The organism is Stenotrophomonas sp. NPDC077659 (assembly GCF_050268705.1).
Classification (GTDB): Bacteria; Pseudomonadota; Gammaproteobacteria; order Xanthomonadales; family Xanthomonadaceae; genus Stenotrophomonas.
In genome coordinates this window covers 13357-32098 of the sequence record NZ_JBNNHG010000017.1, presented here as the reverse complement: position 1 = coordinate 32098, position 18742 = coordinate 13357, and the positions used below count along the sequence as shown (strand labels likewise).

Below are 18742 nucleotides of genomic sequence, written 5' to 3'. Positions count from 1 at the left end.
CCGTGCGGGTTACAGCAGAACGACATCGAACTGCTCCTGCAGGTACTGCTCATCGGCCTGGAAGCGGATGCTCTTGCCGAGGAACTCCTCCAGCTCTGCCACCGCCGCCGACTCCTCGTCGGTGATGCGCGCCACGACCTTGGTCGAGGCGATCACCAGCAGGCGCGCCGCATCGAACTGGCGCACTGCGCGGGTGATCTCGCGGAAGATCTCGTAGGTCACCGTTTCGGTGGTCTTGATGCTGCCGCGGCCGCTGCACTGCGGGCAGGTTTCCGACAGCTGCCGCTCCAGGCTTTCCACCGTGCGCTTGCGGGTCATTTCGACCAGCCCCAGCGGCGAGAAGTCGTAGACCGTGGTCTTGGCATGGTCGCGGGCCAGGGCTTTTTCCAGCGTGCGCAGCACCTGGCGGCGGTGCTCGGCGTCATCCATGTCGATGAAATCGATGATGATGATGCCGCCCAGGTTGCGCAGCCGCAGCTGCCTGGCCACCGCCTGCGCGGCCTCCAGATTGGTGCGGAACACGGTCTCTTCCAGGTTGCGCTGGCCAAGGAACGACCCGGTATTCACATCGATGGTGGTCATCGCCTCGGTCTGGTCGATGACCAGGTAGCCACCGGATTTCAGCGGCACCTGCTTGTCCAGCGCGCGGCCGATCTCGTCCTCCACGCCGAACATGTCGAAGATCGGCCGGTCGCCCGAATACAGTTCCAGCTTCTCGGCCAGCACCGGCATGTACTTGGCCACGAAGGCCTGCAGCTGGGCGAAGGTTTCCTTGGAATCCACCTTCACCTTGTCCACGTCCTTGCGGATCAGATCGCGCACCGAACGCAGCGGCAGGCTCAGGTCTTCGTAGATGTTGCTGCACGAAGGCGCCTCGCGGCCGCGGCGCTCGACCACGTTCCAGACGCGCGACAGGTAGGCCACGTCCTCGGCGATCGCCTCGGCCGGCTGCCCTTCGGCATTGGTGCGCACGATGTAACCATAGCCGCCGTGCTGGGCGGACAGTTCGGTCACCAGCGCCTTCAGCCGCGCGCGTTCGCCTTCATCCTCGATGCGCGCCGACACGCCCACTACCTTGGACTGCGGCAGCAGCACCATGTAACGGGACGGAATGCTGATCTGGGTGGTCAGGCGGGCGCCCTTGGTACCGATGGGGTCCTTCACCACCTGCACCACGATGTCCTGGCCGTCACGCAGCAGCTCGACGATGGGCACGCTGGACGGCGGCGGCAGGGTGGTGTTCTCGGTATCGGCACTGGCCACCGGCGCCGGCCGCACCACGTCGTTGGCATGCAGGAACGCGGCGCGCTCCAGGCCGACCTCGACGAAGGCGGCCTGCATGCCGGGCATGACCCGCTGCACCTTGCCCTTGTAGATGTTGCCGACCACCCCGCGGCGCCAGCCGCGTTCGATGTGCAGCTCCTGCAGCATGCCGTTTTCGATCACCGCGACGCGCGTCTCGCGCGGGGTCACATTGACCAGGATTTCCTCAGACATCAGCAGCCTCCCTGGCGGCATCGGCAATGGGGGCCGGCACGCCGCAGCGCGCCAGCAGACGATCGGTATGCAGCAGCGGCAACCCCATCACACCGGAGTAGCTGCCGGAAAGGTGTTCGATCCAGCGCTCGGCCCCGCCCTGGATGGCGTAGGCACCGGCCTTGTCCAGCGGCTCGCCGGTGGCGACATAGGCCGCAATGTCGTCGGCGCTGATCGGGGCAAAGGTGACTTCGGAGACGACCAGCTCACTGTCCAGCCCGTCAGCGCCCACCACCACCACGGCCGTCATCACCTGGTGGGTGCGCCCGGCCAGTCGCGCCAGCATCGCCCGCGCATCGGCCGCATCGGCCGGCTTGCCGAACACCTCGCCTTCCAGCACCACCTCGGTGTCAGAACCCAGCACCCGCGCCTGCGGGTCGACGGCCAGCACCTGCGCCAAGCCAGCGCGCGCCTTGTCGGCGGCGACACGGCATACATATGCGTCGGCGCTTTCGGCTGCCGCACGCCGCTCGGGCACCTCCAGGTCGAGTGCCTGGAAGGGGCGTCCGAGTCGAGCCAGCAGCTGGTTGCGTCGGGGGGAGCGGGAAGCGAGATAGAGCATCGGCACAGCATAACCTGAGGGCGCTGCCTGAATCGTCGGCAACCCCACCCGATGCACCGCCAACCCCGACCGGACTCACAGCGCGTTCATCGCTACGACACCACCCTCACCGCACAACAAGGAGATCCCATGCGCCGCACCGCCACCCCGCTGCTGCTCACCCTGTCCCTCGCTCTTGGAGCCTCGATGACCGCCCACGCTGCCCCGTCGTCACCGTCGATCGCCGCCGCGGCCGAAGGCACCCTGCTGAACATCTCGGCCAATGCCGAGGCCACCCGCGTGCCGGACGTGGCCACCCTCTCGGCCGGCGTGGTCACCCAGGCCGCCGACGGCAACAGCGCCATGCGCCAGAACGCCCAGCAGATGGACAAGGTGCTGGCCGCGATCAAGGCTGCCGGCATCGCCGAGCGCGACGTGCAGACCAGCGGCGTCAGCCTCAACCCGCAGTACCGCTATGCCGACAACGAAGCGCCGAAGATCACCGGCTACCAGGCCAGCAACACCGTCAGCCTGAAGGTGCGCGACATCGCCAAGCTCGGCAAGGTGCTCGATGCGCTGGCCGCACAGGGCGCCAACCAGATCAACGGCCCGCAGTTCGAGATCGACCAGCCCGAACCGGTCTATGACGAAGCTCGCCTGGCCGCGCTGAAGAAGGCCCAGGCCCGTGCCCAGACCTATGCGAAGTCACTGGGCCTGCAGGTGCGCCGCATCGTCAGCATTTCCGAAAACAGCAACGGCGGCTTCCGCCCGATGCCGATGATGCGGGCCATGGCTGCCGGTGCGGCGATGGACAAAGCCACCCCGGTGGCGCCGGGCGAGTCGACCGTGTCGGTGAACCTGGACGTGGTGTTCGAACTGGGGCGTTGACGGCCCATCATCCGCCGGGCATGGCCCGGCGCTGCCGCCGGACAAACCGGTAGCGCGGGGCCCCGCCCTGCGAGCGAAGCGGCATCCCACCTTCCGCCGGGCATGGCCCGGTGCTACCAGTTCATGAAGCCCAGCCCAACAGCCCTGCCCCTGCCTCTAGGCAGGTGCCGGCGGCTGGCGCTAATGATTGACCGCCAGCCGCGTGCGGCAACCCCGATGGCGGCCCTGGTGCGTTGAGGACTTCGTCACTGGCATGGAGGTGGACCATGGTTCGTACGTATCCCGTTGTACCGCTGCAGTTCGATCCCGCCCGCGTCGCCGCCTGGAGCGCGGCCATCGCCCTGCACCTGCTGGCCTTCCTGTTGCTGCTGATCCCGGCAACCTACCAAGCCATCACTGCTCTCCCCCGCGACACCACCGAGGTCAGGCTGATTCCCAAGGAACAGCCGAAGCCACCGGAGCCGTTGCCGGTGGACCCGAAGCCGGTGCAGGCGGAGGTCAAGCCCAGGCCGCAGGCCGCGCCGACTGTGGTTCCGCCGCTGCCCGCCCCGACCGCAACGCTGGAAGAGGCCCAGGGCATCATCCTGCCCGCGGCCGAACCGGCCCCCGTGCAGGCGGCACCGAGTCTGGCGCCGTCCACGCCGATGGCCGGGGTGCAACTGCAGTACCGCAGCGCACCGCCGCCGGCCTACCCGATCCAGGCCCTGCGCAACCACGAGCAGGGCACCGTGCTGCTGCGGGTCGAGGTCGATACCAGCGGCAAGCCGGTGAACGTCAGCATCGAGCGCAGTAGTGGCTCGCGCAGCCTGGACCAGGCCGCCCGCCAGCAGGTGCTGCGCCAGTGGCGCTTCGTGCCGGCCGAGCAAGACGGTGAGACCGTGCCGGCCATTGGCATGGTGCCGGTGCAGTTCTCCCTGCCCGACTGAAGCCCGCGGGCGGCCCGGCGCCATGCCGGGCCGCCCACTGCTCTCCAATTTGGCGCCTCGTCAAGAGCCGTCTGCGCCAAAACATTTCGCTTCGGTCGAAAGATCGTTACGAATTCAGTAAAACTTCACAGCTTCGTCACCTGGCAGAAACCTAGATTGATACGTCCCGGTACATACCGGATGACGCCCTCAATGCTCGAGTTTTCCAGTCAGGAGAGAAGCTGTGAAACACCCGATCCAACGGCCCGCCAGCCGCCGCCAAAACCACCTGGCATCGTCCATCACCCATATCCTCGCTGGCGGCACCCTGCTGCTGGTCGGCGCCGTTGCCTCCTCCTCTGCCTTCGCACAGGAACAGGCCACCAACCTTGACCGCATCACGGTCACCGGTTCGAACATCCCGCGCACCAACACCGAGACTCCGTCCCCGGTGCAGGTGGTGACGCGGCAGGAAATCGACCGCACCGGCAAGACCACAGTCGCCGAGTACCTGCAGACGCTGACCGCCGATGGCGCCGGCTCGATTCCCAAGACTTTCGGCAACGGCTTTGCCGGCGGTGGCGCCGGCATTTCGCTGCGCGGCCTCGGTGCTGGATCGACCCTGGTCCTGTTGAATGGCCGCCGCATGGCGACCTACGGCCTGGCCGATGATGGCCAGAAGGTGTTCACCGATCTCAGCACCATCCCGCTCGACGCCGTCGAACGCGTGGAGGTGCTGAAGGACGGCGCGTCGGCCATCTACGGTTCGGACGCCATCGCCGGCGTGGTCAACATCATCCTGCGCAGCGACTTCCAGGGCGCGATCCTGCGCGGTTCCTACGGCATGTCCGGTGATGGCGACGGCGATGCCAGGAAGGCCACCCTGACCGCCGGTACCGGCGACCTCTCCAGCGATGGCTGGAACGCCTTCTTCAGCCTGGACGTCGGCAAGACCGATGCGATCAAGATCAGCGACCGCAAGAACCGCAAGTGGATCGGTACCGGCGATATCCGTCGCTGGGGCTACGATGCCGCCGATGCGCAGTTCCTCGGTGGCGCCTACCTGTCCGGCGGCACCGCCGGCGGCACCGGCCCGAACGGTTCGGTGTTCGACAACACCGGCCACCTGGTCGCCCTGCCGGGCTGTGCCGGCGTGAGCACCATTCCGGGGCAGACCGATGCCACTGCCCAGGCACAGGGCTGCCTGTGGGATCCGGCGCAGCAGTACCGCGACCTGACCCCGGAAGAGAAGTACGTCAACGTGTTCGGTCGTGCCAGCTTTGCCTTTGGTGAAGGCGGCGAGGTCTACACCGAGATCGGCTATTCGAAGAAGGAAACCATCTTCAGCAATACGCCGTCCGGCGTCTCCGGCGGCTGGGGTTACCCGGGTGGCCCGGTCAATGCCAACAGCGGCCCGGGTGCTACCCAGCTGTATGCCGGCCACCCGGACAATCCGCTGCCCTACGCTGCGCGCCTGCGCTACAGCGCCTGGGATGTGGGCCCGCGCGTGACCAACAACACCAACGAGTTCAACCGCTTCCTGGTGGGCGTGAAGGGCAACTGGGGTGAGTGGAGCTACGACACCGCCTACCTGCATTCGGGCACCGACCTGGTCAACAAGCGCACCGGCTTCCTGAACTACGACGCCGTGCGCTGCGTGCTGGGCAACCCGGCCTGCCCGTATGGCACCTGGCGCATTGGCGACAACGCGTCGCTGACCCCGCAGTCGGTCTACGACGCGATCAGCCCGACCATCAGCGCCCGCGCCAAGTCCAGCCTGGACATGTTCGACTTCACCATCTCGCGCAGCCTGATGGACCTGAAGGGCGGCCCGCTGGGCCTGGCCTTCGGTACCGAGTGGCGCAAGACCAGCAACAGCCTGACCCCGCAGACCTTCACCGACGTCGGCCAGATCATCGGCCTGGGCTACTCGGCCTATGACGGCACCCAGAACGTGTATGCGGGCTACGCCGAACTGTCCGCGCCAGTGCTGGAATCGTTGGAACTGTCCGGCGCCGTGCGTTACGACAAGTACGAAAGCGGTGAAGGCAAGGCCACGCCGAAGCTGGGCGTGAAGTGGACCCCGGCCGACTGGATCGCCCTGCGCGCCAGCTACGCCGAAGGCTTCCGCGCGCCGAACCCGGCCGAAAACGGTGACGGTGGCCTGGCGGCCTTCTCCAACGCCCGCGATCCGGTGCGCTGCGCCATCGATCCGGCCAACGAGTGCACCGCGCGCTCGGTGGCGATCATCACCCGCCCGAACAAGGACCTGAAGCCGGAAGAGTCCAAGAGCTACTCGGTGGGTATCGTGCTGCAGCCGACCTCCACCACCTCGCTGACCGTGGATGCCTGGGAAATCAAGCGCACCAACGAAATCGCCCAGGGCAGCACCGCCGATGCGATCGCGGCCGGCAACGTGCTGCGTGACTCCAACAACATCGGCGGCGTGGCCAACAGCGGCACCATCCTGGCGGTCAACACGGCTTATGTGAACGCCAACTCCTCGCGTGTGCGCGGTATCGATACCGATGTGCGGCAGACCTTCGACCTGGGTCCGGGCCAGCTGGAAATGGACCTGCAGTGGAGCCACATCCTCAAGTTCGAGCGTACCGAGGGTGATACCACCGTCGATTACGTCGGCACCCACGGCAACTGCGACGTGACCAACTGCATCGGTACGCCGCAGGACAAAATCAACTTCGGCACCACCTGGAAGCAGGGCCCGTGGAGCGTCAGCGGTGTGGTCAACTACATCGACAGCATCGAGAACAAGGACCGCCGCGGTGGCGATTACCTGGCCTTCTACGAAGACGGCACGCCGGTGGAGAAGATTTCCTCCTTCACCACCTTCGATCTTTCCGGCCGTTGGAACATCACCGATGCCTTCGAACTGAACGCCTCGGTGCAGAACGTGTTCGACCGCATCGCCCCGCTCGACCCCAGCACCTACGGTGCGGTCAACTACAACCCGCTGCACTTCAGCGGTGCGATTGGCCGTTACTTCACCGTCGGCGCCAAGTACACCTTCAAGTAATCGAAGTCGCGTCACCCGCAAAGGCCCGGGCATCTGCCCGGGCCTTTGCTTTTGCGGAAATGGTGGCGCCGATGCCGTGCTCTGTAGAGCCGAGCCCATGCTCGGCTGCGGTTCTGCAGCAGCCGAGCATGGGCTCGGCTCTACAAAAAACCACAGCAGCCGAACGTGGGTTCGGCTCTACAGGGACTTCAGGGCCGGACAGTCGACGCAAAAAAAACCCGCATCTCGCGATGCGGGTTTTCAAAGGTGGCGCCCGAAGTTGGACTCGAACCAACGACCCCCTGATTAACAGTCAAGTGCTCTAACCGGCTGAGCTATTCGGGCAGACGATCAGTATAACCACTCTTCACGCGCGATGGTAGGGGTGATTGGCAATCATTGCCGCCGCGCGATACAGCTGCTCGGCCACCACCAGCCGTACCAGCATGTGCGGCAGCGTCAGCGGTCCGATCGACCATTTCTCATCGGCCAACGCGGACACATCCGGTGAATGACCTTCCGGCCCGCCGATCAGGAATGCCAGGTCCCTTCCCTGTGCGCGCCAATGCTCCAGGCGCTGTGCCAGCTGTTCGGAACTGAGCTGGCGGCCCGGCACGTCCAAGGCTACGACATAGGCATTCTTCGGCAGCGCGGCGATCACCCGCTTGCCTTCGTCCTCGGTGGCGCGACGCGCATCGCGGCCCTTGCCGCGCAGGCCCGGCTCGATTTCCACCAGCTCGAACGGCAGCCAGTGCGACAGCCGCTTCTGGTATTCGGCAAACCCCTGCGCGACCCAGCTGGGTGCGCGTTCACCGGTGGCGATCAGGCGCGCTTTCATCTATGGCATCTCCAAAACGTCGACGGCGCCATCGGCGCCGTCGAAAGGTGCATCGCCGCGTGGCTCAGGCCACTTCGTCGTCGCTGGGCGGCGGCTGGTCGCCGACGGTCCACAGGCGCTCCAGCGCGTAGAACTCGCGCACGCGCGGCAGCATCACATGGACGATCACATCGCCCAGGTCAACCAGTACCCATTCGGCTTCGCGCTCGCCTTCCACGCCAAGGGGCATCACGTCGATGTTCTTGGCGAAGCGCACGACCTCATCGGCAATCGATTTGACGTGGCGGGTCGAAGTACCCGACACGACGATCATGTAGTCGGCAACGCTGGACCGGCCGCGCACGTCGATCTCGACCAGGTCCTTGGCCTTCAGGTCTTCGGTGGCTTGGCGGACGCTGGCCAGCAGATCCGGCACGGAGGGCGGCGGGCTGGGCAGTTCGACTTTGATGGTCTGGGGCTGGGTCTGGTTGCTCAAAGTGGATCGACTCTATAAACGTGGGGGCGATTATACGGGCAAGCCGCGCCGACGCCATTCACGGCGCGCTTCATGGCGTCGTGGCGCGGTACAGGCGCTGCTCGGCCACGTAGTCGGCCACCGCCGGGGGCAGCATCGCCCGCCAGGGGCCCGCCGCGGCAATCTGCGCACGTACGGCACTGGCCGATTCGCTGCGCAGGGGCTGGTGCAGGCGCAGCACGCGGCCGGCCGGGCTGGCAAACAAGGCCTGCTCGGTATCGCACCAGCGCCCTTCCAGGGCCTGGCCCAGCTCGCCGGCCACTGCATCACGCAGCGGGCTGCCCGGGCGCTCGGCCACGATGAAATGGGCCAGACCCAACAGCGCCTGCCATTCATGCCAGGCCGGCAGGGCCAGCAGGCTGTCGGCGCCCACCAGCCAGGCCAGCGGTCGGCTCGGGCCAAGTTCCGCGCGCAGCTCGCGCAGGGTGTCCACGGTATAGGACGGGCGGCCAGGGTGACGCGCGGCCCGGTCCAGCTCGCGCCGGTCCAGCAGCAGGCCGGGCTCGTCACCGATGGCCAGCGCCAACATGCGGCAGCGTTGTTCAGCGGTGGCGCCCGGTACGGCGCGATGCGGCGGGTCGGCAGCCGGCAGCATGCGCACGGCCACCTGCAGTTCGTCGCGGGCGGCCCGCGCGATGGCCAGATGGCCCAGGTGCACCGGATCGAAGGTGCCCCCGTAATAGATCCGCAGGCTCATCACTCAGGCCCGCGCGAGCAGGCGCACGGCACGGGCCTCGGACACCGCCACCAGCAGGCGCTCCAGCGCCACCCAGGCGTCACCGTCGGCACGCCCCTTGGCGATGCGGTCGACCAGGCCGGCCTCGGCCACGAAGCGTTCCCAGCGCTTGCCTTCCGGGTGGCGCTGCAGCGCGCGCTTGTAGGGCGCCTGCCGCGATTCCCAGATGCCGCGCGATTTCATTTCGGCGGCCAGGTTGCCGCCGCGGGCCTGCACCCGCGCCAGGCCGGCACCGGCCAGCAGTTCACGGATCACGATCGGCATCAGCGCGGCCACGGCCTCGCCTTCGCCACGCAGGCCGGCCAGCATGCGCAGCACGGCCTGCGGTTGGCCCGAGAAGGTCGCCTCGACCAGTCGGAACACGTCGTAGCGGGCGGCGTCGGCCACCAGCGACTCCATCCGCTCCACGTCCAGCGGCTGGCCGTCGGCCAGCAGCGCCAGCTTGTCGATTTCCTGCGCGGCGGCCAGCAGATTGCCTTCCACCCGCTCGGCCAGCCGCTGCACGGCCGCGCCATCGGCACGCAGGCCCTTGCTGCGCAGGCGGCGCTCGATCCAGTCCGGCAGCTCATGCGGCTTGATCGCCCAGGCCACCGACAGCACGCCGACGCGGTTGACCGCCTCGGCCCACTTGCCCTGATGGGCCTTGCTCCATTCGTTGGCGGTGATCAGCAGCACCACATCCGGCGCCGGATTGGCGCAGAACTGGCTGATCACCTCGGCGCCGTCCTTGCCCGGCTTGCCACTGGGCAGGCGTACCTCGACCAGGCGGCGGGCACTGAACAGGCTGGGTGCATTGAAGCTGGCATCGAGCTGGTTCCAGTCGAAATCCCGACCGTCGGCGTCGAACACCTCGCGCTCGCCGATACCGGCGGCGCGTGCGCGCGCCCGGATGGCGTCGGCCGCCTCCAGCACGCGCAGGGTTTCCGGGCCGGCAATCAGGTAGACCGGTGCCAGCGCGGTATCAGCGCCCTGGCTGGCCAGCTGCTCCGGACGCAGTTCCATCGCTGCGGCTCAGTGCTTGGCTGCGGGGACCGGCTCGGCCGGCACCGCGCCTTCAACCGGCTTGGCCTTCGGCGCCGACAGGCTGCCGCCCTTCTCGATCTCGGCACGCACCACGCTGTCGATGCGGCGGATGATCGAGGCGGACATTTCCCGGCGCAGCTCGTCGGCCAGGATCTCGCGTTCGGTGGTGGTACCGGTGGCGTCGGTCGGCGGCGACACGTAATCGCGCGACAGTTCGATGACCTGCTGCGGCACCAGTTCGCTGCCATCCTCGCGGCGGAAGATGAAGATGACCGCATAGCGCAGGCTGTATTCCTGTGCACGGCCCTGCGCGTCGATGGCGATGGGCAGGTCGCCCCAGCGCTCGGACAACACCTGCAGCTGCGCTGCCGGATCCTTGCTGTCCTCCTCGGCCAGCTTCGCACCGGAGGCCAGCAGGCTGCGGTTCAACAGCTTGACCAGCTCGCTGTAGGGCGCGGTGGACACCACCTTCACCGGCGCGGTGTCGGTCGGCAGCATCAACTTGTTGCGCAGGTGGAAGCCACAGCCGGCAAGGCCGAGGACAAGGACGAGGGCAAGCAGGATTCGGGTCATGGGAACAGTCTGGCGGAGCCGGGCGATCACGGCAACAGACAGCGTGCCCGAGGACGCGTGAACGCAGGGCCATCGGCCGGTGGCCGTGGCGACAACGCACCGGCCGCCTGTGCGGCGGCCGGTGCCGGGTACATCAGGCAGCGACGATGTTCACGATCTTGCCGGTGACGATGATGATCTTGCGCACCGTCAGGCCTTCCATGAACTTGGCCGTGTTCGGCTCGGCCAGGGCCAGCGCCTCCACCTGCTCGCGTGCAGCGTCGGCGGCCACCTCGATCGTGCCACGCAGCTTGCCGTTGACCTGCACAGCCAGGGTCAGCGCGTCGCGTACCAGCGCCGCAGTGTCGGCCTGCGGGAACGGCTGGTCTTCCAGCAACGTCTGGCCGTGGCCCAGCACCTGCCACAGCGCGTGGCTGGCATGCGGGGTGATCGGGTTGAGCAGCAGCACGACGGCCTGCAGCGCTTCCTGGCGCACCGCGCGGCCCTGCTCGCTGGCATCGTCGAACCTGGCCAGCGCGTTCATCAGTTCCATCACCGCGGCAATGGCGGTGTTGAAGCTGTGGCGGCGGCCGTAGTCGTCGCCGACCTTGCCGATGGTCTCGTGGGTCTTGCGGCGCAGCGCCTTCTGGTTGGCATCCAGCGCGGCCACGTCCAGTGCCGGGGCGGCGCCGTCAGCGGCGTGCTTGTGCACCTGGGCCCACAGGCGGCGCAGGAAGCGCGCCATGCCGTCCACACCCGCCTCGTTCCACTCCAGCGACTGCTCCGGCGGCGCGGCGAACATCGAGAACAGACGCACGGTGTCGGCGCCGTACTTGCCGACCATGGCCTGCGGATCCACGCCGTTGTTCTTCGACTTGGACATTTTCTCGGTGCCGCCAACCACCACCGGCTGGCCGTCGGCGATCAGGGTCGCGCCGGTGATGCGGCCGCGCTCGTCGCGCTGCACGTCCACGTCGGCCGGGTTGATCCAGTCCTTCGAGCCGTCCGGGTTCGGGCGGTAGTAGGTTTCGGCGATCACCATGCCCTGGCACAGCAGGTTGCGCGCCGGTTCGTTGCTGTCCACCATCCGCGCGTCACGCAGCAGCTTGTGGTAGAAGCGGAAATACATCAGGTGCAGGATCGCGTGCTCGATGCCACCGATGTACTGATCCACCGGCAGCCAGTAGTTGCCGCGCTTGTCGACGGCATCACGGGCGCCCGGCGAGGTGTAGCGGGCGTAGTACCAGCTTGACTCCATGAAGGTGTCGAACGTGTCGGTCTCGCGCTCTGCCGCGCCGCCGCACTCCGGGCAGGTGGTCCTGCGCCATTCCGGGTCGGTCTTGATCGGCGAACCGGTGCCGGAGAACGCCACGTCCTCCGGCAGCACCACCGGCAACTGTTCTTCCGGCACGGGCACCGCACCGCACTTGGCGCAGTAGATCACCGGAATCGGGCAGCCCCAGTATCGCTGGCGGCTCACGCCCCAGTCGCGCAGGCGGTAGTTGACGCGGCGCTGGCCCTGGGCCTTGCGCTCGAAACGTTCGGCCAGCGCCTCGAAGGCGCCCTGGAAATCCAGGCCATCGAATTCGGCCGAGTTGACCAGTTGCCCATCCTTTTCCAGATACGGCAGCCGGAGATGCTCGGCGAATGCGATGATTTCATCCTGCAGCTGGCTTGAATCAACCATGGACTGCGCTGCCGAAAGTGCCGCGTTGATATCGTCAAGATCTGCGGGGTAATCGGGGCAACCAACCCAAGCGCCCTTCAAACCGGCCTTGATCTGCGCCCAGCTCTCGACCCAGGCGGCCGGCGCCACGACATACTTGATGCGGCTGTTGGTGACGCCAATGGCGAACTCATGATCCCGCTGATCATGTGCCGGAACCGCCATCACCGCACCGGTCCCGTACCCCATCAGCACAAAATTCGCGACCCAGATTGAAATCGGGTCACCGGTTACAGGGTGAATTGCCTTCAGCCCAGTGTTGACGCCTCTTTTAGCCTGAGTCTCCAACTCCGCCTCGGATACGCCGCCCTGCTTGAAATCGGCGAGCTTTTCCGCCAGTTCCGGGTTGTTCTTCGCCGCGTGCAGCGCCAGCGGGTGCTCGGCGGCGATCGACACGAAGGTCACGCCCATGACGGTGTCCGGGCGGGTGGTGAACACGCGCAGCGGGTCCAGCGCGCTGCCGTCGACATCGCGCACGTCGAACTGGATTTCCAGGCCTTCGGAACGACCGATCCAGTTGCGCTGCATGGTCTTGACCGATTCCGGCCAGCCGTCCAGTTCATCCAGGCCGTCCAGCAGTTCCTGCGCGTAATCGGTGATGCGCAGGAACCACTGCGGGATCTCGCGCTTTTCCACCAGCGCACCGGAACGCCAGCCGCGACCGTCGATGACCTGCTCGTTGGCCAGCACGGTCTGGTCGACCGGGTCCCAGTTCACCACCGCATTGCGGCGGTAGGCCAGGCCCTTGCGCATCAGGCGGGTGAACATGCGCTGCTCGTGGACGTAGTAGTCCGGACGGCAGGTGGCGAACTCGCGCGACCAGTCGATGGCATAGCCCAGCGACTTCAGCTGGCTGCGCATGTGGTCGATGTTCCTGTAGGTCCACGCTGCCGGCGCGGTCCTGTTCTTGATCGCGGCATTTTCCGCCGGCAGGCCGAACGCATCCCAGCCCATCGGCTGCAGCACGTTGTGGCCGGTCATGCGCTTGTAGCGGCTGATCACGTCACCGATGGTGTAGTTGCGCACGTGGCCCATGTGCAGCGCACCGGACGGGTACGGAAGCATCGACAGGCAGTAGTACTTCGGCTTGTCCGAGGATTCATCGACCTCGAAGGCACGGGTGGCGTCCCAGAAGCTCTGGGCGGCGGATTCAACCTGCTGCGGGTCGTAGGCGATGGGTTCAGCGCTGGTCATGGAACACGCGGATGCGGCGGCAAAGCGGTACAGCGTACCGCAGTGCGGCAAACCACTCCAATCCCGTGGCGGGGAAGCCCATGCGGCGGTGGCGCAGCGGGCGTCTCAGCGCCCCCGCGACAGCGGCAGGGCCAGTGCCAGCCAGACCGCCCAGCAGGCAAAGGCCAGCCGCTGCGCCAGCGGTGCCGGCAGCACGCCCTGCAGGATAAAGGCGGCCAGGCCAGCCAGCGCACCGCAGGCCACCGCCAGGCCCGCCATCGCGCGTGCCTGCCCCGACCGCAGGCACGCGATGCCCAGCATCAGCGTGCCGACCACAAAGCCCAGCACCCACACCATCCACGCGCTGGCATGCAGTTGGCTGGCGCCGCCGTGCAGGTCCTCCGGGTCCAGCGGCAGCAGGCCCATCGCCGCGAAGGCCAATCCCGCCAGCAGCAGCATCTGGCTGCCCACGCGCGGCGCCCAGCCCGCCCCCAGTGGCAGCTGCCGGCGCAGGCGCTCGGCCACGACCATCGCCAGCGCACCTGGCAGTACCAGGCCCAGCAGGTTGAAGGCCAGCGCATGCGGCACGCCGTGGGCACCCAGCAGCGCCAGCGGATGCACGGACTGCGCATAGCCCGTCAGCCCCGCGCCGAAGCCGGCCACCGCCAAGATGAACAACGCCGCCGCCAGCAGCCCCACCCAACGATCAAGCCAGAGCACGGACATCGCGCGGATCCACCTGTAATGAAAGACCGCTGCATTGTCGCGGCAGGCGCAGAAACCGCCAAGCTGCGTCGTGCTGGCCTGTGCCCGCTGTGAGGACAGGGTTGAGACCGACATGGATCGACACCATAGAATCGGTCTCCCGTTGCCTGGCAATACCTCCCCCATGACCGAAACGACGACGCACGTATTTGATGCCACCACCGCGACTTTCGAGGCCGAGGTCCTGCAGAAGTCGCTGCAGACGCCGGTTCTGGTGGACTTCTGGGCCACCTGGTGCGGCCCGTGCAAGACCCTGGGGCCGATGCTGGAAAAGCTGGCGGCCGAGTACAACGGTGCCTTCGAGCTGGCCAAGGTCGATGTCGATGCCGAACAGCAGATCGCCGCCGCCTTCCAGATCCGCTCGGTGCCCACCGTATTCCTGGTCAAGGGCGGCCAGCTGGTGGACGGCTTCCCCGGTGCCATCCCCGAGGGCCAGCTGCGCGAATTCCTGGCCCAGCACGGCATCGTGCCGGCCGACGTCGGCGACACCGCCACCGAGGACGAGGCTCCGCTGGATCCGCAGGCACAGGTGGACGTGCTACGGGCACAGATCGCTGCCGAGCCGGACAAGGACGAGCTGAAACTGGACCTGGCCTTGGCCCTGCTGCAGGTAGGTGGCGTGGACGAGGCCGGCACGCTGATCGATGCCCTGCCCGCCAACCTCGCCACCGACGACCGCGCTGTGCGCGCCCGTGCCCGTCTGGCCTTCGCCACCGCGCTGAAGGATGCGCCGTCGGCGGAAGCCCTGGAGGCGCGCATCGCCGCCGACGGCAAGGACCTGCAGGCCCGCCACCTGCGCGGCGTACAGCTGCTGCTCGGCGGCCACGACGAAGCGGCGCTGGAACAGTTCCTGGAGATGCTGCGCATCGACCGCAGCTACGCCGATGGCCTGCCGCGCAAGGTGATGATCGATGCCTTCAACGTCATCACCGACGAAGACCTGGTTGGCCGCTACCGCCGGAAGATGGCCTCGCTGCTGTTCTGAACCACGGCGGGTGCCGTTCAGATACCGGCACTGAGCGCGGGCGATAATGTGATCGGTAGCGGTTTATTCAGCCGCTACGATCCATTCGGGGGGATGAGGTCGGGGCCATGAGGTCTTGCAGCTGCGCCCCGCACAGCCGGGACAGCACTCCGTGACCATTGGCCGTTCATCGTCATTCCTTGCGCGCCGTTTCACCGCACTGCTGTGCGCCCTGCTGCTGCCCGCCCTTGCTGCCGCACAGGACTGGAACTACCGGGTGCGCCCCGGCGATACCCTCTGGGATCTGGGTGGCCTGTACCTGAAGGCCGATGTGCCTTGGCAGCAGCTGCAGCAGCATAACCGCATCGACAACCCGTACCGGCTGCCGCCCGGTGGACTGCTGCGCTTTCCAGTGCGCTGGCTGCGGGTGGAACCGGCCCCGGCCCGGGTGCTGGCCGTGCGTGGCAGCGTATGGCTGACGGCCGCCAATGGCAGTGCCACCCGTGCCCTGTTGGCCGGTGAGCTGCTGCATAGTGGCGACACTGTGCAGACCGCCGCCGACGCCAGCGTCACCGTTGAATTCGCCGATGCCTCGCGCCTGCAGCTGCGCGAGCATTCGCAGCTGCGCCTGGACCAGCTGAGCCGCTACGGCCGCACCGGCATGGTCGATACCCGCATGCGCCTGCAGCAGGGCCGCGCCAGCAACCGGGTGACGCCTGCACGCGGCCCGGCCTCGCGTTACATCATCGATGCCCCTACCGCCACCAGCAGCGTGCGCGGCACACTATTCCGGGTCAGTGCCGGCGATGGCCCGCAGGCCGGTGCCACCGAAGTGCTGGAGGGCCGGGTCCAGGTCAGCAACCGTCATGGCCACCGCTTGGTCCGCCCCGGCCACGCCAGCCGCAGCGCCCGTGCCGATGTAGCGCCTGAAGCCGCTTCGGTGCTGCTGCCTGCTCCGCAGCTGCGCAGCGATGCCACCACTCTGGCGCCACTGCCGGCGCAGCTGGCGTGGCAGCCGGTTGCCGGTGCTGAACACTACCGGATCGAGGTGGTGCTGGCGGCGACACCGGAGATCCTGCTGTTCGCGGCCACCACCACCGACACCTCGCTGATCATTGACGACCTGCCGCCCGGCGCGCTGCGCCTGCTGCTGCGCGCAGTGGATGCGCAGGGCGTGGAAGGCCTCGATGCCAGTGCCGATTTCCTGGTCAGCGACCAGCCACCACCGCCACTGACGGTCTCACCAGTGCACGGCCAGACCGTCAACAGCGACCGGCCGCGCTTCCGCTGGAGCCAGGCACCCGGTGCCCGAAGCAGCGTGCTGCAGATCGCCGACGAACCGCGTTTCCTGGCCCCGCTGCAGCAGCAGGCCAGCACCGGCACCGCCCTGCGTCTGGCCGCACCGCTGCCGCCGGGCCAGTACTTCTGGCGGGTGGCCTCACGCGATGACAAGGGTCGGCAGGGGCCGTTCGGCCAGGCCCTGCCCCTGCAGCTCACCGATGAGCCGATCAACCCGGGCCTGCAACCGCCCGACGCCGCCCACCGCGAACTGACCTTGCGCTGGCAGGCGGGCAGCGACGGCCAGCGCTACCGCGTGCAGGTGGACCGGCACGGCGACTTCCGTGCGCCGCTGGTGGATGAAACGCTGGCGCAGCCACAGGTGAGCCTCAAGCGACCTTGGCGCGGCCCCCTGCACGTGCGCGTGCAGTACATCGACGACGACGGCCACGCCGGCCCGTTCTCGCCACCCCAGCAGGTCAAACTGCCCTGCCGGCTGTGCTACGGCGCCGGTGGCGGTGCGCTGCTGCTGTGGTTGCTGCTGTGAGACGCTTACCGCTGCCTTGGTCTCACCGCATCCTGCTGGCCCTGCTGGCCAGCATAGCCACGGCGGTGGTAAGCCACGGGCAGCTGCTGTGGCGGCAGGACGAAGCCGCCTACGATCTGACGGTGGGCGACTGGGGCTACCGGCCCGATCCCAGCGTGCTGATCGTAGCCATCGATGAAGAGAGCCTGCAGCGCATCGGCCAGTGGCCTTGGCCACGCTCGGTGCATGCGCGCCTGCTGGACCGGCTGACCGATGCCGGCGCGGAGCGGGTAGCGCTGGACCTGATGCTGTCCGAGCCGGATCGCGGTGATGCGCGCCAGGATGCCGCGCTGGCCGCGGCCGTCCGCCGCAATGGCCGCGTGGTGTTGCCCGTGCTGGCCGCGCCGGCAGCGGGCGACCGCCTGGCCGAGGAACTGCTGCCGATTCCGCTGATCGCCGCCAGCGCCGCGGCCATCGGCCACAGTGATGTTGAAGTCGATGGCGATGGCGTTGCCCGCGGCGTGTACCTGCGCGCGGGCATCGGCCAGGCGCACTGGCCGGCCCTGGGACTGGCCCTGGCCGACACTCCGGCCGACCGCGTGCATGGCCTGCCCGACCCTGATCCGGCGCTGGAATCGCCCTATCAATGGCGGCGCGATGACTACGTGCGTGTGCGCTATGCCGGTCCGCCCGGGCGCCTGCCGCAGGTGTCCTATGCCGATGTGCTCGAGGGCCAGGTGGACGCGTCGCTGCTGCGCGGCCGCCGCATCGTCGTGGGCATGACCGCCAGCGGCATCGCACCGCGGCTGCTGACACCGACCACCCGCGAATACTGGATGAGCGGCAGCGAGTACCAGGCCAACATCGCTTCGATGCTGCTGCAGGACAAACAGATCAAGGTGATACCGCGTGTCGTGCAGGATCTGCTGTCCGGGCTGGTGGTGGCACTGTACGTGCTGCTGCTCGGGCTGCGCCTGCCGTGGTTGGCGGCCCTGTGCGCGCTGCCGCTGGCACCGCTGCTGAGCTGGATGCTGCTGCGCGCAGGCAACCTGTGGTGGGCACCGGCCAGCGCCCAGCTCGGTGTATTGCTGGTGCTGGTCGTGTGGGCGGTCTGGCGCATCTCGGCCTGGCACCGCCAGGCCAACCGCGATGCGCTGACCGGGCTGGGCAACCGCCTGCGTTTCGAACAATCGCTGCAGGAGGAATGCAATGCCGCGCGGCGCAGCGGCAAGCCACTGAGCCTGGCCCTGATCGACGTGGACCACTTCAAGCAGCACAACGACCGGCACGGGCATCAGGTGGGTGACGGCGTGCTGCGCGACGTGGCGCGGCTGATCGCCGCGCACGCGCGCCGCCCGCGCGACATCGCTGCACGCTACGGTGGCGACGAATTCGCCCTGGTGCTGCCCGACACGCCGGCCGACGGTGCGCGCCAGGTGATCGAAGACCTCATTGCCTGCGTACGTGCACTGCCGCACCCGGGCGACGGGAGCGCTGCCGGCATCACGCTCACCATCGGCGTCTACACCCGCGTGCCCGACGGCATGCTGCAACCCCATCACTTCGTGGAAGGTGCCGACGCGGCCCTGTACCGCGCCAAGGACAACGGCCGCGACGGGTATGCCATGGGCGGTGACCCGTAGCGTCGAGCTTGCTCGACTGGCTTTTTCCTGACACCGCGCGAAGAGCCGTCGAGCTAGCTCGACGCTACGAAGGGTAAAACGCAGCGCCGTCGAACAGGCGGCAGGGGTTCACCATACGCAT

Annotated in this window: 15 protein-coding genes and 1 tRNA gene; 6 read left to right on the top strand and 10 right to left on the bottom strand. The window is 67.7% G+C overall.

Going from position 1 to position 18742, the window contains the following annotated elements; translation table 11 throughout:
* Window positions 1-9: 9 nt before the first annotated feature.
* Window positions 10-1497, bottom strand: coding sequence for a ribonuclease G (gene rng / locus ACQKDV_RS04530; RefSeq protein ID WP_324808391.1), 1488 nt, complete (start codon window positions 1495-1497; stop codon window positions 10-12).
* Window positions 1490-2098: a Maf family nucleotide pyrophosphatase gene (locus ACQKDV_RS04525; protein WP_427782593.1), complete on the bottom strand. Its 609-nt coding sequence runs from the start codon at window positions 2096-2098 to the stop codon at window positions 1490-1492. The genes rng and ACQKDV_RS04525 overlap by 8 nt, the downstream gene beginning before the upstream one ends.
* 129 nt (window positions 2099-2227) lie before the next feature.
* Here ACQKDV_RS04525 and ACQKDV_RS04520 point away from each other — a divergent pair, with 129 nt between their 5' ends.
* The 3 genes from ACQKDV_RS04520 (at window position 2228) to ACQKDV_RS04510 (ending at window position 6904) form a co-directional block, all read left to right on the top strand.
* Window positions 2228-2965 carry an SIMPL domain-containing protein gene (locus ACQKDV_RS04520; protein ID WP_427782592.1) on the top strand — a complete coding sequence of 246 codons (738 nt, stop codon included), beginning with the start codon at window positions 2228-2230 and terminating at the stop codon, window positions 2963-2965.
* 266 nt (window positions 2966-3231) lie between these two features.
* A complete protein-coding gene (locus ACQKDV_RS04515; protein WP_427782591.1) occupies window positions 3232-3891 on the top strand; it encodes an energy transducer TonB in 660 nt (219 codons plus the stop codon).
* A 223-nt stretch (window positions 3892-4114) separates the two neighbouring features.
* The gene (locus ACQKDV_RS04510) at window positions 4115-6904 is read left to right on the top strand and encodes a TonB-dependent receptor (RefSeq protein WP_427782590.1); all 2790 of its coding nucleotides are present in this window, start codon (window positions 4115-4117) and stop codon (window positions 6902-6904) included.
* A gap of 247 nt (window positions 6905-7151) precedes the next feature.
* Here the strand turns inward: ACQKDV_RS04510 and ACQKDV_RS04505 are convergent.
* The 8 genes from ACQKDV_RS04505 to ACQKDV_RS04470 form a co-directional block, all read right to left on the bottom strand.
* A tRNA-Asn gene (locus tag ACQKDV_RS04505) sits at window positions 7152-7228 on the bottom strand.
* Between the two features lie 22 nt (window positions 7229-7250).
* A complete protein-coding gene (gene rlmH / locus ACQKDV_RS04500) occupies window positions 7251-7721 on the bottom strand; it encodes a 23S rRNA (pseudouridine(1915)-N(3))-methyltransferase RlmH (protein ID WP_427782589.1) in 471 nt (156 codons plus the stop codon).
* A gap of 64 nt (window positions 7722-7785) precedes the next feature.
* On the bottom strand, window positions 7786-8196 hold the full coding sequence (gene rsfS, locus ACQKDV_RS04495) for a ribosome silencing factor (RefSeq protein ID WP_324808376.1): 411 nt from the start codon (window positions 8194-8196) through the stop codon (window positions 7786-7788).
* Between the two features lie 70 nt (window positions 8197-8266).
* Window positions 8267-8935: a nicotinate-nucleotide adenylyltransferase gene (nadD, locus tag ACQKDV_RS04490; RefSeq protein WP_427782588.1), complete on the bottom strand. Its 669-nt coding sequence runs from the start codon at window positions 8933-8935 to the stop codon at window positions 8267-8269.
* Window positions 8936-9973, bottom strand: coding sequence for a DNA polymerase III subunit delta (gene holA, locus ACQKDV_RS04485; RefSeq protein ID WP_427782587.1), 1038 nt, complete (start codon window positions 9971-9973; stop codon window positions 8936-8938).
* Between the two features lie 9 nt (window positions 9974-9982).
* Entirely contained in the window at window positions 9983-10567 is a 585-nt protein-coding gene (lptE, locus tag ACQKDV_RS04480; protein ID WP_427782586.1) for an LPS assembly lipoprotein LptE, read from the bottom strand.
* Between the two features lie 133 nt (window positions 10568-10700).
* Window positions 10701-13466, bottom strand: coding sequence for a leucine--tRNA ligase (locus ACQKDV_RS04475; protein ID WP_427782585.1), 2766 nt, complete (start codon window positions 13464-13466; stop codon window positions 10701-10703).
* Between the two features lie 105 nt (window positions 13467-13571).
* Complete coding sequence (locus ACQKDV_RS04470) at window positions 13572-14171, bottom strand: DUF998 domain-containing protein (protein WP_427782584.1); 600 nt, start codon at window positions 14169-14171, stop codon at window positions 13572-13574.
* Window positions 14172-14334: 163 nt separating this feature from the next.
* On the opposite strand from ACQKDV_RS04470, the gene trxA reads away from it, so the two are divergent.
* The 3 genes from trxA to ACQKDV_RS04455 all read left to right on the top strand — a co-directional run bounded on the left by trxA (window position 14335) and on the right by ACQKDV_RS04455 (window position 18621).
* Window positions 14335-15195, top strand: coding sequence for a thioredoxin (trxA, locus tag ACQKDV_RS04465; protein ID WP_427782582.1), 861 nt, complete (start codon window positions 14335-14337; stop codon window positions 15193-15195).
* A gap of 151 nt (window positions 15196-15346) precedes the next feature.
* Window positions 15347-16999 (top strand): FecR domain-containing protein, encoded by a 1653-nt coding sequence (locus tag ACQKDV_RS04460; RefSeq protein WP_427782581.1) that lies wholly within the window; start codon window positions 15347-15349, stop codon window positions 16997-16999.
* Entirely contained in the window at window positions 16996-18621 is a 1626-nt protein-coding gene (locus tag ACQKDV_RS04455) for a CHASE2 domain-containing protein (RefSeq protein WP_427782580.1), read from the top strand. The genes ACQKDV_RS04460 and ACQKDV_RS04455 overlap by 4 nt, the downstream gene beginning before the upstream one ends.
* The last annotated feature ends 121 nt before the right edge of the window (window positions 18622-18742 follow it).

Excerpts from the sequence above, each read along its gene's own strand:
- ACQKDV_RS04470 (WP_427782584.1), bottom strand. The coding sequence starts at position 14,171 with ATGTCCGTGCTCTGGCTTGATCGTTGGGTGGGGCTGCTGGCGGCGGCG.
- rlmH (WP_427782589.1), bottom strand. The coding sequence starts at position 7,721 with ATGAAAGCGCGCCTGATCGCCACCGGTGAACGCGCACCCAGCTGGGTC.
- ACQKDV_RS04515 (WP_427782591.1), top strand. The coding sequence starts at position 3,232 with ATGGTTCGTACGTATCCCGTTGTACCGCTGCAGTTCGATCCCGCCCGC.
- ACQKDV_RS04475 (WP_427782585.1), bottom strand. The coding sequence starts at position 13,466 with ATGACCAGCGCTGAACCCATCGCCTACGACCCGCAGCAGGTTGAATCC.
- holA (WP_427782587.1), bottom strand. The coding sequence starts at position 9,973 with ATGGAACTGCGTCCGGAGCAGCTGGCCAGCCAGGGCGCTGATACCGCG.
- rng (WP_324808391.1), bottom strand. The coding sequence starts at position 1,497 with ATGTCTGAGGAAATCCTGGTCAATGTGACCCCGCGCGAGACGCGCGTC.
- lptE (WP_427782586.1), bottom strand. The coding sequence starts at position 10,567 with ATGACCCGAATCCTGCTTGCCCTCGTCCTTGTCCTCGGCCTTGCCGGC.
- trxA (WP_427782582.1), top strand. The coding sequence starts at position 14,335 with ATGACCGAAACGACGACGCACGTATTTGATGCCACCACCGCGACTTTC.
- ACQKDV_RS04520 (WP_427782592.1), top strand. The coding sequence starts at position 2,228 with ATGCGCCGCACCGCCACCCCGCTGCTGCTCACCCTGTCCCTCGCTCTT.
- ACQKDV_RS04525 (WP_427782593.1), bottom strand. The coding sequence starts at position 2,098 with ATGCTCTATCTCGCTTCCCGCTCCCCCCGACGCAACCAGCTGCTGGCT.